At 35.2% G+C, this 15,633-nt stretch carries 11 protein-coding genes and 3 rRNA genes; all 14 read right to left on the bottom strand.

Annotated elements, in window-relative coordinates:
- Positions 1-46: 46 nt before the first annotated feature.
- Positions 47-163: ribosomal RNA gene (rrf, locus tag KXZ80_RS00070) — 5S ribosomal RNA — on the bottom strand.
- Between the two features lie 60 nt (positions 164-223).
- Positions 224-3,138, bottom strand: a 23S ribosomal RNA gene (locus tag KXZ80_RS00065).
- A 163-nt stretch (positions 3,139-3,301) separates the two neighbouring features.
- Positions 3,302-4,803, bottom strand: a 16S ribosomal RNA gene (locus KXZ80_RS00060).
- Together the 16S, 23S and 5S rRNA genes form the textbook arrangement of a ribosomal RNA operon.
- 217 nt (positions 4,804-5,020) lie before the next feature.
- Complete coding sequence (locus KXZ80_RS00055) at positions 5,021-5,794, bottom strand: SigB/SigF/SigG family RNA polymerase sigma factor (RefSeq protein WP_021428091.1); 774 nt, start codon at positions 5,792-5,794, stop codon at positions 5,021-5,023.
- Positions 5,794-6,201 carry an ATP-binding protein gene (locus tag KXZ80_RS00050; RefSeq protein ID WP_025161508.1) on the bottom strand — a complete coding sequence of 136 codons (408 nt, stop codon included), beginning with the start codon at positions 6,199-6,201 and terminating at the stop codon, positions 5,794-5,796. The genes KXZ80_RS00055 and KXZ80_RS00050 overlap by 1 nt, the downstream gene beginning before the upstream one ends.
- A gap of 3 nt (positions 6,202-6,204) precedes the next feature.
- On the bottom strand, positions 6,205-6,516 hold the full coding sequence (locus tag KXZ80_RS00045) for an STAS domain-containing protein (protein WP_021428059.1): 312 nt from the start codon (positions 6,514-6,516) through the stop codon (positions 6,205-6,207).
- 15 nt (positions 6,517-6,531) lie between these two features.
- A complete protein-coding gene (locus KXZ80_RS00040; protein ID WP_021428029.1) occupies positions 6,532-6,789 on the bottom strand; it encodes a hypothetical protein in 258 nt (85 codons plus the stop codon).
- Positions 6,789-7,070 (bottom strand): YtxH domain-containing protein, encoded by a 282-nt coding sequence (locus KXZ80_RS00035; protein WP_021428009.1) that lies wholly within the window; start codon positions 7,068-7,070, stop codon positions 6,789-6,791. Before KXZ80_RS00035 ends, KXZ80_RS00040 begins: the two co-directional genes overlap by 1 nt.
- Positions 7,071-7,145: 75 nt before the next feature.
- Positions 7,146-9,569 (bottom strand): DNA gyrase subunit A, encoded by a 2,424-nt coding sequence (gyrA, locus tag KXZ80_RS00030; protein WP_021434346.1) that lies wholly within the window; start codon positions 9,567-9,569, stop codon positions 7,146-7,148.
- A gap of 18 nt (positions 9,570-9,587) precedes the next feature.
- Complete coding sequence (gene gyrB / locus KXZ80_RS00025) at positions 9,588-11,489, bottom strand: DNA topoisomerase (ATP-hydrolyzing) subunit B (RefSeq protein ID WP_021434345.1); 1,902 nt, start codon at positions 11,487-11,489, stop codon at positions 9,588-9,590.
- Complete coding sequence (gene recF, locus KXZ80_RS00020) at positions 11,490-12,608, bottom strand: DNA replication/repair protein RecF (RefSeq protein WP_021434344.1); 1,119 nt, start codon at positions 12,606-12,608, stop codon at positions 11,490-11,492.
- Positions 12,609-12,622: 14 nt separating this feature from the next.
- On the bottom strand, positions 12,623-12,829 hold the full coding sequence (gene yaaA / locus KXZ80_RS00015) for a S4 domain-containing protein YaaA (protein WP_021428116.1): 207 nt from the start codon (positions 12,827-12,829) through the stop codon (positions 12,623-12,625).
- 125 nt (positions 12,830-12,954) lie between these two features.
- The gene (gene dnaN, locus KXZ80_RS00010; protein ID WP_021434343.1) at positions 12,955-14,064 is read right to left on the bottom strand and encodes a DNA polymerase III subunit beta; all 1,110 of its coding nucleotides are present in this window, start codon (positions 14,062-14,064) and stop codon (positions 12,955-12,957) included.
- Between the two features lie 240 nt (positions 14,065-14,304).
- Complete coding sequence (gene dnaA / locus KXZ80_RS00005; protein WP_021434342.1) at positions 14,305-15,633, bottom strand: chromosomal replication initiator protein DnaA; 1,329 nt, start codon at positions 15,631-15,633, stop codon at positions 14,305-14,307.

Genomic DNA, 15,633 nt, shown 5'->3' with positions numbered 1-15,633 from the left:
AAACTAAACCTTAACCACCACAAATCTACGTAAAATAAAAAAGATTACGCGGCTACGTCCTACTCTCCCAGGCAGCTTCCCACCAAGTACCATCGGCGCTAAAGAGCTTAACTTCTGTGTTCGGAATGGGAACAGGTGTATCCTCTTTGCTATAATAACCACATAATCTTTATTTAGAGTTAGTACTCTAAAAACTGAATAACATTTGTAAGATTAAATAATCTTGGTCAAGTCCTCGATCTATTAGTATCGGTAAGCTACATACATTGCTGCACTTACACCTCCGACCTATCAACCAGGTAGTCTTCCTGGGATCTTACCCTTACGGTGGGAAATCTTATCTTGAAGTTGGCTTCGCGCTTAGATGCTTTCAGCGCTTATCCATTCCGTACATAGCTACCCAGCCATGCCCTTGGCAGAACAACTGGTACACCAGAGGTACGTCCATCCCGGTCCTCTCGTACTAAGGACAGGTCTCCTCAAATTTCCTACGCCTGCGACGGATAGGGACCGAACTGTCTCACGACGTTCTGAACCCAGCTCGCGTACCACTTTAATGGGCGAACAGCCCAACCCTTGGGACCTACTACAGCCCCAGGATGTGATGAGCCGACATCGAGGTGCCAAACCTCCCCGTCGATGTGGACTCTTGGGGGAGATAAGCCTGTTATCCCCAGGGTAGCTTTTATCCGTTGAGCGATGGCCCTTCCATGCGGAACCACCGGATCACTAAGTCCGACTTTCGTCCTTGCTCGACCTGTATGTCTTGCAATCAAGCTCTCTTCTGCCTTTACACTCTACGCACGATTTCCGACCGTGCTGAGAGAACCTTTGAGCGCCTCCGTTACTCTTTGGGAGGCGACCGCCCCAGTCAAACTGCCCACCTGACAGTGTCCCAATACCTGATTCAAGGTATCTGGTTAGAATCTCAGTACTACAAGGGTGGTATCCCAAGGATAGCTCCACCGAGACTGGCGTCCCGATTTCATAGCCTCCCACCTATCCTGTACATGTAGCACCAAAATTCAATGTCAAGCTACAGTAAAGCTCCATGGGGTCTTTCCGTCCTGTCGCAGGTACCCGGCATCTTCACCGGGATTACAATTTCACCGAGTCTGTTGTTGAGACAGTGCCCAAATCGTTACGCCTTTCGTGCGGGTCGGAACTTACCCGACAAGGAATTTCGCTACCTTAGGACCGTTATAGTTACGGCCGCCGTTTACTGGGGCTTAAGTTCACTGCTTCGGATAAATCCTAACAGATCCCCTTAACCTTCCAGCACCGGGCAGGCGTCAGCTCCTATACATCGTCTTGCGACTTAGCAGAAACCTGTGTTTTTGGTAAACAGTCGCTTGGGCCTATTCTCTGCGGCCACCTCGGGCGTTAACCCTAACGTGGCACCCCTTCTCCCTAAGTTACGGGGTCATTTTGCCGAGTTCCTTAACAACAGTTCTCTCGCTGGCCTTAGGATACTCTCCTCACCCACCTGTGTCGGTTTGCGGTACGGGCACCTTTAATCTCGATAGAAACTTTTCTCGACAGTGTGAAATCAGCTACTTCGCTACTTAATTTCGCTCCCCATCGTACCCCAGCATTATCATGGCGGATTTGCCTGCCTTGACTGCCTCAGTACTTAGCCACACATAACCAACAGTGTGGTTAGCTTATCCTACTGTGTCATTCCATCTCTCAAACGATTATCGGTGGTACAGGAATCTCAACCTGTTGTCCATCACCTACGCCTTTCGGCCTCGGCTTAGGTCCCGACTAACCCAGGGCGGACGAACCTTCCCCTGGAAACCTTGGGTTTACGGCCCGTGGGATTCTCACCCACGTCTCGCTACTCATGCCAACATTCTCACTCCTATACTGTCCACACGTCCTTACGGTCATGCTTCAGCCTGCATAGGAAGCTCCCCTACCTATCATAAATGATATCGTAGCTTCGGTAGTAAGTTTTAGCCCCGGTAATCTTCGGCGCAGGATCACTCGACCAGTGAGCTATTACGCACTCTTTAAATGAGTGGCTGCTTCTAAGCCAACATCCTGGTTGTCTATGCAATCCCACATCCTTTACCACTTAACTTACATTTAGGGACCTTAGCTGACGATCTGGGCTGTTGCCCTCTCGACTATGAATCTTATTACCCACAGTCTGACTCCCAAGTATAAAATAACGGCATTCGGAGTTTGATAATCTTCGGTAAGCGCAATGCCCCCTAGGATATTCAGTGCTCTACCTCCGTATTTCTCAACCTTGAGGCTAGCCCTAAAGCTATTTCGGGGAGAACCAGCTATCTCCGAGCTCGATTGGAATTTCACCGCTATCCACAAGTCATCCCCGAGCTTTTCAACGCTCGTGGGTTCGGACCTCCACGAAATTTTACTTTCGCTTCATCCTGCTCATGGATAGGTCGCTCGGTTTCGGGTCTACGACAGCAAACTTAACGCCCATTTAAGACTCGCTTTCACTACGGCTCCATACCTTAAGTACTTAACCTAGCTTACTATCGTAACTCGTTGGCCCGTTCTACAAAAAGTACGCGGTCACACATATAAAGTGCTTCCACAGCTTGTAAGCGCAGGGTTTCAGGTTCTATTTCACTCCCCTCCCGGGGTTCTTTTCACCTTTCCCTCACGGTACTATGCGCTATCGGTCACTAAGTAGTATTTAGCCTTGGAGGATGGTCCCTCCTGCTTCCCACAGGGTTTCACGTGTCCCGTGGTACTCTGGATCACATCTAAAGTCTTCTCGTTTCAACTACGTGGCTATTACACTTTATAGCGGAGCTTTCCAACTCTCTTCGTTTACGATACCTCTTTGTTGATGATGTGTCCGCAACCCCAGCGAAGAAAACTTCACTGGTTTGGGCTATTCCGCGTTCGCTCGCCGCTACTTACGGAATCGAATTTCTTTCTTTTCCTCCGGGTACTTAGATGTTTCAGTTCCCCGGGTTCCCCTCACTAAGCTATGTATTCACTTAATGATACTTAGACATTACTCTAAGTGAGTTTCCTCATTCGGAAATCTTCGGATCAAAGTTTACGTGCAACTCCCCGAAGCTTATCGCAGCTTATCGCGTCCTTCATCGGCTCTTAGTGCCAAGGCATCCGCCCTGCGCCCTTAATAACTTGACCAGTTATTAAAAGTGTTATTTTTTGAAGAGTTTTCTTCTCTTATAATTGGTTTATTTAATCATCACTAAATGTTATGCAGTTTTCAAAGTACTAAAGTACAATTAAGTACTAATTTTGAGAACAATAAGCTCTCAAAATTAAACAGTAGGCAATTACTCCTTAGAAAGGAGGTGATCCAGCCGCACCTTCCGATACGGCTACCTTGTTACGACTTCACCCCAGTCATTGGTTTCACCTTCGACGGCCGCTTCCTAAAAGGTTAGCTAACCGGCTTCGGGCGCCCCCAACTTCCATGGTGTGACGGGCGGTGTGTACAAGACCCGGGAACGCATTCACCGCAGCATTCTGATCTGCGATTACTAGTAACTCCAGCTTCATGTAGGCGAGTTTCAGCCTACAATCCGAACTGAGAATGGCTTTAAGGGATTAGCTCCACCTCGCGGCTTGGCAACCCTCTGTACCACCCATTGTAGCACGTGTGTAGCCCTAAGCATAAGGGGCATGATGATTTGACGTCATCCCCACCTTCCTCCGAGTTATCCTCGGCAGTCCCTCTAGAGTGCCCAACTTAATGCTGGCAACTAAAGGCAAGGGTTGCGCTCGTTGCGGGACTTAACCCAACATCTCACGACACGAGCTGACGACAACCATGCACCACCTGTCACCACTGTCCCCGAAGGGAAATCTCCGATTAGGGAGAGGTCAGTGGGATGTCAAGCTTAGGTAAGGTTCTTCGCGTTGCTTCGAATTAAACCACATGCTCCGCTACTTGTGCGGGTCCCCGTCAATTCCTTTGAGTTTCACTCTTGCGAGCGTACTTCCCAGGCGGAGTACTTAATGCGTTAGCTGCGGCACCGAGGGGGGTAACCCCCGACACCTAGTACTCATCGTTTACGGCGTGGACTACCAGGGTATCTAATCCTGTTTGCTCCCCACGCTTTCGTGCCTCAGTGTCAGTTACAGTCCAGAGAGCCGCCTTCGCTACTGGTATTCCTCCTAATATCTACGCATTTCACCGCTACACTAGGAATTCTACTCTCCTCTCCTGCACTCAAGTTCTCTAGTTTCAAAAGCTTACTACGGTTGAGCCGTAGCCTTTCACTTCTGACTTAAAAAACCACCTACGCACCCTTTACGCCCAGTAATTCCGGATAACGCTAGCCCCCTACGTATTACCGCGGCTGCTGGCACGTAGTTAGCCGGGGCTTCCTCCTCAAGTACCGTCATTATCTTCCTTGAGGACAGAGCTTTACGACCCGAAGGCCTTCATCGCTCACGCGGCGTTGCTGCATCAGGCTTTCGCCCATTGTGCAATATTCCCCACTGCTGCCTCCCGTAGGAGTCTGGACCGTGTCTCAGTTCCAGTGTGGCCGATCACCCTCTCAGGTCGGCTACTGATCGTTGCCTTGGTAAGCCATTACCTTACCAACTAGCTAATCAGACGCGGGTCCATCCTGTACCGCCGGAGCTTTGATATAAAAGCCATGCGACTTTCATATATTATCCCGTATTAGTATACCTTTCGGTATGTTATCCGTGTGTACAGGGCAGGTTACCCACGCGTTACTCACCCGTCCGCCGCTCTCTCCGAAGAGATCGCTCGACTTGCATGTGTTAGGCACGCCGCCAGCGTTCATCCTGAGCCAGGATCAAACTCTCAAATATAATTTAAAAAGTTGTCCATCGCTCAGCTAATCATTATCTGAATATCTGGCTTGGTTGTTTGTGTTTAATTCTTAAAAAAAGAATTTTTATAATTAACCTACTGTTTAATTTTCAAAGTTCATTTTTGTTTTGCCCTTTTCTTAAGGACAAGTAATACTATACTATGAATTAAACAGTAAGTCAACAGTTTTTTAAAATTTTATTTTATTTTTTATTTTTATGAGTTTTTCTCATATTCTTTCTTTAACTTTTCTATGATTTTTCTTTCTAGTCTTGATACTGTCATTTGTGATATTTCCAACTCTTTTGCTATAATTGATTGTGTTTTATCCAAGAAGAATCTATCTTTAAATATCTTAACCTCTAATTCATTTAGAGATTCTATAAACTTATTAATAAAGTCCATATTTTCTATATTTCCAAAACTATTTTCTTCTTGTCCAACTTTATCTTTTAATGTTATTTCCTTATCATCTGAATCATCATTACTAGATGCATCTAAAGACATAGGTTGATATCCATATGATGCTTCTATTGCCTCTAGTACTTCTTCTTCTGTACAGTCTAAGTAATTTGCTATATCTATAGCTTTTGGACTTTGTTTGTTTTTTTGCTCTAAGAATAACTTAGCTTCACTTATCTTTTTGCTTAATTCTTGAATTCTTCTTGGTACTTTTACTGTCCAAACTTTATCTCTAAAATATTTCTTAATTTCCCCTATTATAGTAGGTGTTGCAAAACTTGAAAACTCATATCCTTTTTCAATATCATATCTATCTATTGCATATATTAAAGCTAAAGATGCAACTTGAAAAATATCATCAAATTCAACACCTTTATTAATATATTTTTTAGCTAGTATATTAGCTAAATACATATGTCTCTCTATCAGAATATTTCTTATTTCTACGTTTTTGTCATTGCTATATATTTTAAACAGCTCTTTGGTTTCCATATCCATATAGCTTGTAGCATTAGCTACATTCTTCATTAAATACCAACTCCTAAATATTTAGTCATTTTAACTCTAGTCCCAACATCGCTATTAGATATAGTGCTTACCTCATCCATTAATGTCTTTATTATGAATAAACCTAATCCGCTTTCTTTTGGGTTTGTTAAATCTGGCTCTTGTAGAGATTCTACATCATATCCTGTTCCTTTGTCCTCTACTTCTATTGTTAATCCATTTTCTAATACAGAAAATTGAACTAAAAATTTATCATCTAAACTATGCTTTATAGCATTTGTACATGCTTCTGATACTGCTACTTTTATATCTTCGATATCATCTAAAGAAAATCCAATTTTATTTGCTATTCCAGAAACTGTTAATCTTATAATGCTTACATATTCTGGATTAGATGTAACTTCCATTTTTATAGTTTCTAAATCCAAAACTTATCCCTCCACTTTAAATATTTTGTCTAGACCTGTTATACTGAAAATTTTCTTAACATTTTTTCTAGCATTTAATACATATATATCCTTATCATTAACTTTTAATCTTTTTAATACTCCTATTAATGCTCCTAATCCTGTTGAATCTATGTATTCTAGGTTAGTAAAATCCATTTTTATGTCTACTGGTTGTTCTTCTATTAAGCTGTTTAAATGTGTTTTTACTTTATCAGCTCCAGCTACATCTAACTCTCCATTTATATCTACATTCCAAAAATTATTATCTAGTTTCGACTCTATATTTACAGACATCGTACTACCTCCTTATTACTTTTTAAAAAATCTAAATGCTTTAGTTATATTAGTTACACCACTAGCTAAACTAACAATATCTTCTGTACTTTTTGTAATTGCTGCAACATTTTCTATAGTGTCATGTATATGTCTTTCGTTATAATCTACTATCTTGTATGCTTTTTCAACAACTTTAGTTGTACTATTTATTAGCTTTGCTAGGTATATAGCAATTATTAGTACTGACACACCAAATAAAATAGCTCCTATCTGCCATCCTACTGCATCCATTATACATTATCTCCCTCATCTTCAAAAGTCTTACTTATTATTATTTCATCTTCAACTATGTTTATATCGTTAACATCACAATCGTCAACTATAGTTGTAATCTTGTCTTTTACAGTTTGAATCGTCCCATCTAAAACTTCTCTAGGATTTTCTTTTATTTCTTCCATCTTATCCTTAGCTTCTTTTCTTAACTCAGAACCTTTTTTAGGTGCTAAAAATATACCAAGTAAAAATCCTATTATCGATCCTAGTAAAAAAACTTTTCCCTTATTTTTACTCATAATATTAATACTCCTTTCTTACTTTATATAAATATTATATATATAATTATGCAAAAAGAATAGGGTTTGTATACCCTATTCTTCCATCTCTATCTTTGCAATTGAAACTACATTAACTTCATCATCAGTTTTCATTAGCTTAACACCACTAGTAACTCTTCCAAATAAAGATATTTCATTTACTCTAAGTCTTATTAATACTCCATTTGAATTTATGATCATCATCTCATCATCTTCATTAACCATTTGAGCTCCGACAATCTCGCCTGTTTTATCGTTTATATTATAAGTCTTTATACCTTTACCTGCTCTTATTTGAGATCTATATTCTTCTATTGATGTTCTTTTTCCAAAACCATTGCCACTGACAACTAACAATTCAGTTCCTTCACTGCAAAGGTTCATCGATACAACTTTATCATTATTACTTAAAGTTATACCCTTAACACCCATAGCAGTTCTTCCCATATGTCTTATATCATTTTCATTAAATCTTATAGACATACCACCTTGAGTAACTAATATAACATCTTCACTACCATCAGTCACTTTAACTCCAATAAGTTCATCATCTTCTCTTAAACCTATTGCTATTAGACCTGATTTGTTTATATTTTTAAATTCTTCACGCTTAGTCTTCTTAACTATTCCTTTTTTAGTAGTTAATAATAAGAATTCTGATTCGCTATTATCGTCTATAGATATCATAGTAGCAATTTTTTCATCACTATTTAACTGTAATAAGTTAACTATAGCTGTTCCTTTAGCTTGTCTCTTAGCTTCTGGAATTTCATATGCATTTAATCTATAAACTCTACCTTTGTTTGTAAAGAATAATAATCTACTATGTGTATGAGTCGTTATTAACTCTTTTATAAAGTCTTCTTCTCTTGTAGTAAGAGCTGAAATACCTCTTCCACCTCTGTTTTGGCTCTTATATGTATCTATAGGCATTCTCTTTATGTATCCAAAATGAGTTAGAGTTACTGCTACTTCCTCATTTTCTATAAGATCTCTCATGTCTATTTCGCCTTCAGCATGTTTTATTTCAGTTCTTCTATCATCTGAGTAGTTTTCTTTTATTATAGTTAATTCTTGTTTTATAACATTCATAAGAAGTCTTTCATCACTTAAAATTTCTCTTAATCTATTTATCTTTTTAAGTAATTCTTCATATTCAGCTTCTATCTTATCTCTTTCTAACCCTGTAAGTCTTTGAAGTTTCATATCAAGTATTGCTTGAGCTTGCAAATCAGAAAGATTAAATCTATTAATTAAACCTTCCTTAGCTTCTTGAGTAGTTTTAGATGCTCTTATAAGTTTTATAACTTCATCTAGGTTATCTAAGGCTATTCTCAATCCTTCTAGTATATGAGCTCTTGCTTCAGCTTTATTTAAATCAAACTTAATTCTTCTAGTTACTACATCCTTTTGATGTTGAACATAGTGATATAAAACTTGTTTTAAATTTAAAACTTTAGGCTCTCCATTTACTAATGCTAGCATTATTATACTGAATGTATCTTCCATCTGAGAATGTTTATAAAGCTTATTTAAAACTATGTTTGCATTTGCATCTCTCTTAAGCTCTATAACTACTCTCATACCATCTCTGTTACTCTCATCTCTTAAATCAGAGATTCCTTCAACTTTCTTATCTTTAACTAATTCAGCTATTTTTTCAACTAACTTAGCTTTATTTACTTGGTATGGTATTTCAGTTACAACTATTTGTTGCTTTCCTTTAGCTAGCTCTTCTATGTATGCTCTAGCTCTTACTTTAACTTTACCTCTTCCTGTTCTGTAGGCCTCAGCTATATTTTCTTTACCCATTATTATTGCAGCAGTTGGGAAATCTGGACCTTGTACAAATTGAATTAAATCTTCAATACTGCAATCCTCATTATCTATAAGGTGTATTGTAGCATCAATTACTTCACCTAAGTTATGAGGTGGTATAGATGTTGCCATACCAACTGCTATACCATTAGATCCATTAACTAAAAGGTTAGGGAATCTAGATGGTAAAACTGATGGCTCTTTTAAAGATTCATCAAAGTTTGGTGTAAAGTCTACTGTCTCTTTATCTATATCTCTTAATAATTCAAGAGCTAATTTACTCATTCTAGCTTCAGTATAACGCATTGCAGCTGGTGAATCTCCATCGACAGAACCAAAGTTACCATGTCCATCAACTAAAAGACCTCTAGTAGAGAAATCTTGTGCCATTCTTACCATTGCAAAGTAAACAGCAGTATCTCCATGTGGGTGATACTTACCTAGAACGTCCCCAACAATACGGGCAGACTTTCTATATGGTTTATCTGGTGTTAAATTTAATTCACTCATTGAGTATAATATTCTTCTATGAACTGGTTTAAGTCCATCTCTTACATCTGGTAGGGCACGTCCAGCTATAACACTCATCGCATAATCAATATACGATTTTTTCATTTCGTGACCTATTTCAATAGGGAGTATTCTATTATTTTCATCCATTAACACTCATCCCCTCTCTTATATATCTAAATTTCTAACATATCTTGCATTTTCTTCTATAAATTCTTTTCTTGGAGCAACCTTATCACCCATAAGCATTGAGAATATTTCATCTGCCATAGATGCATCTTCTATAGATACTTGTAATAAAGTTCTTGTTTCAGGATTCATAGTTGTTTCCCAAAGTTGCTCTGCATTCATCTCTCCAAGACCTTTGTATCTTTGTAGCTCTATTCCACTTCTTCCAAGTTGCTCTAATAAAGTATTTAACTCTTGATCAGAGTATACATAGTATTCTTTCTTTTGTTTTTTAACTTTATATAAAGGTGGTTGTGCTATATAAACATAACCATTCTCTATAAGAGGTCTCATATATCTAAAGAAGAATGTAAGTAAAAGTGTTCTTATATGAGCTCCATCGACATCGGCATCGGTCATTATTACAATTTTATGATATCTAGCTTTTTCTAAGTCAAAATCATCACCTATGCTACATCCATATGCAGTTATCATATTTCTTATTTCATCTGATGATAATATTTTATCTAATCTAGATTTCTCAACATTAAGTATCTTACCTCTTAGTGGTAATATTGCTTGAGAGTGTCTATCTCTTCCTTGTTTTGCTGAACCTCCGGCAGAATCCCCTTCGACTAAGAATATTTCACTTTTTGAAGGATCTTTTTCAGCACAGTCAGCTAATTTTCCAGGTAAAGATGTACTTTCTAGTACACTCTTTCTTCTCGTTAACTCTCTTGCTTTTTTAGCAGCTTCTCTAGCTCTTTGAGCTCTTAAAGCTTTATCTACTATTATTCTAGCAGTTGTTGGATTTTCTTCTAAGAATGAGCCTATCTCTTCAACTGTTACACTATCTACTACACCTCTAACAACTGTATTTCCTAATTTAGTTTTAGTTTGGCCTTCAAACTGAGGCTCTGGAAGTTTTATAGATATAACAGCTGTAAGACCTTCTCTTATATCTTCTCCTAAAAGATTTGAATCTTTTTCTTTTAATATTCCATTTTTTCTTGAATAATCATTTACAACCTTAGTCATAGCAGTTTTAAATCCACTTAAGTGAGTACCACCCTCGTGAGTATTTATATTATTTGCAAAAGAATATATGTTCTCTGTATAACCGTCAGTATATTGTAAAGCTACTTCAACCATGTAGTCCTTTACTTTTTTCTCTATATAAACTATATCATCATGAATTCCTGTTTTTGTTTTATTTAGATGTTTAACAAATTCTCTTAAACCACCTTCATAATGGAATTTTTTTACTTTTTCTTGTTCTTCTCTCTTATCTTCTAGAACTATATTAACACCTTTATTTAAGAATGCTAATTCTCTTAATCTATGCTCTAATATATCATACTTATATTCAACTTCGTCAAATATAGTAGCATCTGGTTTAAATGTTATTGTAGTTCCTGTTATTTTAGTTTCTCCAACAACTTTTATTTCTGAAGTCGCAACTCCTTTTTCATATCTTTGGCTATAGATTTTACCATCATGGTGAACTTCTGCAACTAACCACTCTGATAATGCGTTAACTACAGAAATACCTACCCCGTGAAGACCTCCAGAAACTTTATAGCCTCCACCACCAAATTTTCCTCCAGCATGAAGTACAGTTAAAACTGTTTCTAGTGTAGATTTTCCAGTCTTAGGATGAACTTCTACTGGAATACCCCTACCATTATCTTTTACTAATATGCTTCCATCTTCATTTATAGAAACATATATGTCTGAACAATATCCAGCTAGAGCTTCGTCTATACTGTTGTCCACGACTTCATAAACTAAATGATGTAAACCTCTAGGTCCTGTTGACCCTATGTACATACCAGGTCTTTTTCTAACAGGTTCTAATCCTTCTAAGACCTGTATCTGACTTGCGCCGTATTCTTGTTTCATCTAGTTTCCTCCATTCTCTATACTAATTACATTTCCTTTTTCAATGTTGAAAATAGTAGTATTTTCAGTTCTAAATATTTTTTTATGAGAAGCTTCAGCTGTCGTTATAAACATTTGAACTTTATCTAAATTATCAACTAAAAGTTTTTGTCTAGTCTCATCTAATTCACTGAAAATGTCATCCAATAACAAAATGGGATACTCTCCTACCTCATTTTTTATCAACTCTATTTCTGAAAGCTTTAATGAAATAGATGCTGTTCTTTGTTGACCTTGGGATCCATATAGTCTAACATCTAGCTCATTTATATAAATTGATAAATCATCTTTATGGACTCCATATCTAGTAGTTCTAGTTTCTATATCATGCTGATGTCCAGATTTAAGTTTTTCAATAAATCTTTCATACACAGTGTTTACAGTGTCTTCATCATTAATATTTAATTGATTTTTGTACTTTATTGATAAATCTTCTAAATTATTAGTAAGATTTTTATGCATTTCACTTGATATAGATGCAATTTTTTTTATAAAATCTCTTCTTAAAATATATATATAACTACCATACTTCGCCAAACTCTCGTCATAAACCTCTATTAAATTTATGTCGACATAGTTACTTTTTAGTAATTTATTTCTCTGAAATAGTATTTTATTGTAATTTGTAAGGTAATTATAATATTTAGGCATAATTTGACTTATTTCTTTATCTATAAAAGACCTTCTTTCTTTAGGCCCTTCTTTGACTAACCTTAAATCTTCAGGAGAAAAAATAACTACATTTAGATTTCCTAATAATTCATATATTTTTTCTATGCTTATTTTATTAATTTTAATTCCCTTTTTATTATTTTTACCAATTCCAATTTCTATTAGACTATTTCTGTTATATTTTGTGAAATTTCCACCTATATATAAATTTTCACTATCAAATCTAATCATTTCTTTATCTTTACTTGTTCTAAAAGACTTTCCAAATGATAATAAGTAAATCGCTTCTACAATATTTGTTTTTCCTTGTCCATTTTTACCTATAAGTAAATTTATCTTGGGATTAAACTCTAAATAAAGAGCTTCATAATTTCTAAAATTGATTAAATTTAAGCCTTTTAAATACACAAAGGGCACCCCTTTTATAGTATTTTTATCGTATTGCCTTCAACTTCTACTATATCATTAGATCTTAATTTTTTTCCTCTTCTAGTTTCTATTTCTCCGTTAACCTTTACTAGACCTTCTTGAATTAAAAATTTAGCATGTCCACCTGTAGATGCAATATCAGCTAGTTTTAAGAATTGATCTAATTTTATGAATTCAGAATCTATAGTGATTTCTATCATTTTTCTTCCTCCTTTTATTATAGCAAATATATATTAATTTAATTTATTATCTTAAGTTTTAACATATATTCAAAAATATATTATATCATAAAAACCCAACTTTTTCAGTTGGGTTTAATTTTAATCTATATATTAGACGATATTCTTACAGGAAGTAATAAGTATGTATATTTTGTTCCATCTACAGGTTTTATTATACATGGATTTACATTTGTAGTGAATTCTATAAATATTTCCTCGCTATCTATAACTTTTAAAGCATCTAAGAAATATCTTGAATTAAAAGCTATGTCTAAATAATCTCCTTCTAGTTCTATAGAAACCTCTTCATAAACATTTCCTTTTTCAGTATTAGAAGTTATTGCTATCGAATTATCTCTTATTGATAATTTTATTAAATTATTTTTCTCTGACTGAGATAATAGTGAAGCTCTTTCTATACTATTTAATAATTCTTTTGTATTAACTTTTGCTCTAACTCCATATTCTCTAGGTAGGAGTTTTTTATAATCTATAAATTCTCCATCTAACAGTCTAGTTATAATTTTAGTTTCATTGATTATAAATATAGCATTTTTTTCATCAAATCCTAATTGAACAGCATCATCTTCAGATGAAAGTAGTCCATTTACATCATGAAGTGTTTTTCCAGGGATAATAACTTTTGTATTATTACTCATATTATCAATTTCACTAGATCTTACAGCTAATCTATATCCATCTATTGCAACCAAGCTTATATTTCCACCAACAATTTCTAATAACTCTCCCATTAATATTGGTTTTGTTTGATCTTGAGATATTGCAAAAACTGTTTGTTTTATCATATTTTTTAGTAAATCTTGAGGAATATTGTATAAGTCATTTTCGTTTACATCTGGTAATCTTGGATATTCAACAGCTGAATCTCCTTTTATTTTAAATCTTGAGTTTAAACAATTTATGTATACATTGTTATCAGAATCTGTTTCTATTTCAACAAAAGTATCTGGTAATTTTCTTATTATATCTCCAAATAAACGAGCATTTATTACTATTTCCCCTTCTTCTACAATTTCAGCTTGTATGTGAGTGTCTATTCCTATTTCTAAATCATATCCTGTTAAATTTAAAGTTCCTTCTTTAGCTGTTAATAATATCCCTTTTAAAAGTTCTAAAGTTGTTTTTCCATTAATAGCTTTTTGAACAATGCTTATTTTATGTGCTAGTATTTTTTGATTACAAATTATCTTCATTGTGGATAACCTCCTTGACTTGTTTTATATAAAAATAAATAAGAAAAAATAGTAGTAATAATAGTAGGTGCTGTGCATAATGTGGATAAGTATCTCAATCAAAATAAATACAAAGATATCAACATGTGGAAAAAATGTTAATATCTTTGTGTGTTTTTGTAGAATAAATTGTATATATTTTATTAGAAAAAAAATATGCACATTTAATTAACGTGATATCCACATGCAAATGTTTATAAGTTAACCCTTTAAATCTAGTATTATTTTGTTTACTTTTTCTTTAAAATCTTCGTTATTCTCAATATCCTTAGCAATTTTATCATGAGCATGTATTACAGTAGTATGATCTCTTCCTCCAAACTCCTCACCTATTTTAGGTAAAGATAAATCGGTAAGTTCTCTTGATAAGTACATTGCAACTTGTCTAGGGTAAGAAATAGATCTAGTTCTCTTTTTAGAATTAAAGTCTTCCATTTTTAAAGAAAATACAGCAGAAACTTTTTCTTTTATCCTATTTACTGTAATTTCTTCATGCTTAGAAGTAGTAATGATGTCTTTTAAAGCTTCAGAGGCTAATTCAAAAGATATAGTTCTATTAGTAAGGGAACTATAAGCAACAACTCTCGTAAGCGCGCCTTCTAATTCTCTTATATTCGATTTAATATTTTTTGCTATGTATACTGTAACTTCATTAGGAACATCTATATCTTCCATTTGAGCTTTTTTTCTTAATATAGCCATTCTAGTTTCAAAATCTGGAGCTTGAATATCAGTTATAAGCCCCATTTCAAATCTTGAACGAAGTCTATCTTCTAAAGTAGGTATTTCTTTAGGAGGTCTATCACTAGATATTATTATTTGTTTGTTTGCTTCATGTAATGAATTAAATGTATGGAAAAACTCTTCTTGAGTTCTTTCTTTTCCTGCAATAAATTGAATATCATCTATTAAAAGGACATCTACATTTCTATATTTATTTCTAAATTCTTCATTTCTGTCATCTTTAATTGAGTTTATAAGCTCGTTTGTAAATTTTTCAGATGATACGTAAACTACCTTCGGATCTTTTTTTTGTTCCATTATATGATGCCCGATTGCATGCATAAGATGTGTTTTTCCAAGTCCAACGCCACCGTATAAAAATAATGGGTTGTAAGCTCTTGCAGGAGCTTCAGCTACAGCAACACAAGCTGCATGAGCAAAACGGTTACTATTTCCAATAACAAATGTGTCAAAAGTATATTTAGGATTTAGATTTGGATATTTTTTTCTTATCTTTGTATCATCATCTAGTTGTTGGTCTTTATCTAAACCTTTTACTTCATTTTCGCTTAAAACAAATTTGATATTATGTTTTTTTAATGAAAGTTGATTTACAGAGCTTTCTATTAGATTTAAGTATCTATCTTCAAGTATTCCTTTTGTAAAATCATTTGGAACTAATAATATTAAAGTATTTGATTGTATTTGTAATGGTTTTATTTGCTTAAAGAAAGCATTAAAACTTGGGGGTGATAACTCGCCTTTTATAAGTTGTAGAGTTTTTTCCCATAAAGAAACTATATCCAT

The sequence above is a fragment of the Paraclostridium bifermentans genome (assembly GCF_019916025.1).
GTDB classification, from domain to species: Bacteria; Bacillota; Clostridia; order Peptostreptococcales; family Peptostreptococcaceae; genus Paraclostridium; species Paraclostridium bifermentans.
The sequence above is the reverse complement of the archived record's forward strand: the minus strand, read 5'-3'. Positions and strand labels throughout refer to the sequence as shown.

What these genes read in the sequence shown, in the direction of transcription:
- gyrA (WP_021434346.1), bottom strand. Translation starts at nt 9,569, where the DNA reads ATGGATGAAAATAATAGAATACTCCCTATTGAAATAGGTCACGAAATG.
- KXZ80_RS00055 (WP_021428091.1), bottom strand. Translation starts at nt 5,794, where the DNA reads ATGAAGAATGTAGCTAATGCTACAAGCTATATGGATATGGAAACCAAA.
- KXZ80_RS00035 (WP_021428009.1), bottom strand. Translation starts at nt 7,070, where the DNA reads ATGAGTAAAAATAAGGGAAAAGTTTTTTTACTAGGATCGATAATAGGA.
- KXZ80_RS00045 (WP_021428059.1), bottom strand. Translation starts at nt 6,516, where the DNA reads ATGTCTGTAAATATAGAGTCGAAACTAGATAATAATTTTTGGAATGTA.
- yaaA (WP_021428116.1), bottom strand. Translation starts at nt 12,829, where the DNA reads ATGATAGAAATCACTATAGATTCTGAATTCATAAAATTAGATCAATTC.
- gyrB (WP_021434345.1), bottom strand. Translation starts at nt 11,489, where the DNA reads ATGAAACAAGAATACGGCGCAAGTCAGATACAGGTCTTAGAAGGATTA.
- KXZ80_RS00040 (WP_021428029.1), bottom strand. Translation starts at nt 6,789, where the DNA reads ATGGATGCAGTAGGATGGCAGATAGGAGCTATTTTATTTGGTGTGTCA.
- dnaN (WP_021434343.1), bottom strand. Translation starts at nt 14,064, where the DNA reads ATGAAGATAATTTGTAATCAAAAAATACTAGCACATAAAATAAGCATT.
- dnaA (WP_021434342.1), bottom strand. Translation starts at nt 15,633, where the DNA reads ATGGATATAGTTTCTTTATGGGAAAAAACTCTACAACTTATAAAAGGC.